At 62.6% G+C, this 999-nt stretch carries 1 protein-coding gene; it reads right to left on the bottom strand.

Annotated elements, in window-relative coordinates; genetic code table 11:
- Positions 1-61: 61 nt before the first annotated feature.
- Positions 62-999, bottom strand: a 938-nt coding sequence (locus B3D39_RS13640; RefSeq protein WP_286789799.1) for an ABC transporter ATP-binding protein, incomplete at its 5' end; no start/stop codon positions are given.

Raw genomic sequence — 999 nt, 5'->3', positions numbered from 1 at the left:
CGCCGCATCTGGATGAATTCCTTGTAGAGCACCGCTCCGAAGCGCGACGGAGAGAACCAACTCATGCGGAGGGGCCTCCGTTGACGCCGAAATTGTCGGCCGCTGTCGCCATCAGGTAGATGAAGACCTCTTCAAGCTCGGCCTCTTTCTTCTCCCATTTGCGCGCGTCGTTCTCTCCGCTCTTTTCAGCGACGACCGCGTCGAGCCCGGCGCTGTCGGTCGAGGACACATGAAGTTGGGCGCCGAAGCGCGCGACCTGTTCGACCCGTGGATCGGCGCGCAGCTCTTCCTCCAACTGGATCAAGTCGGGGCCGGAGACCCGCCATGTGGTCAGGCCGACCTGATGCGGGATCTCGGTCGCCGGGCCGTCGATCAGCTTCTTCCCATAGGCGATATACGCGATGTAATCGCATTGCACCGCCTCATCCATGTAATGCGTCGAGACAAGCACCGTGACGCCCTGTTTGCTGAGCTGGCGGATCTCGTCCCAGAAGTCGCGCCGCGCCTTCGGGTCGACCCCGGCGGTGGGTTCGTCGAGAAGCAGGAGCGCGGGCTTGTGCTGCATGCAGGCGGCCAGTGCCAGACGCTGTTTCCAGCCCCCCGACAGAGTGCCCGCCAGCTGCTTGCCGCGCCCTTCAAGGCCAAGCGTCCGCAGGGTCTCGTCCACCACCTTCTTGCGGTTCTTCACCCGATACATCCGCGCCATGAAGTCGAGGTTCTCGCGGATCGTCAGATCGCCATAGAGCGAGAACTTCTGGGTCATGTAGCCGACGTTTTCCTTGATCGCGCGCGCGTCCTTGTGAATGTCGTAGCCAAGGGTGTGACCTTCGCCGCCATCGGGGGTGAGCAGGGCGCACATCATCCGGATCGTGGTGGTTTTGCCCGAGCCGTTGGGGCCGATGAAGCCGTAGATCGCGCCTTTGGGCACCGACATATCGACCGCGTTCACCACCTTCTTGCCGTTGTAGATCTTCGTGAGCCCCTTCACGACGATCGCGG

The organism is Thioclava sp. UBA3469, assembly GCF_002378135.1.
GTDB lineage: Bacteria > Pseudomonadota > Alphaproteobacteria > Rhodobacterales > Rhodobacteraceae > Thioclava > Thioclava sediminum.
Note: the sequence above shows the minus strand (reverse complement) of the source record. Positions and strands in the feature narration are given on the sequence as shown.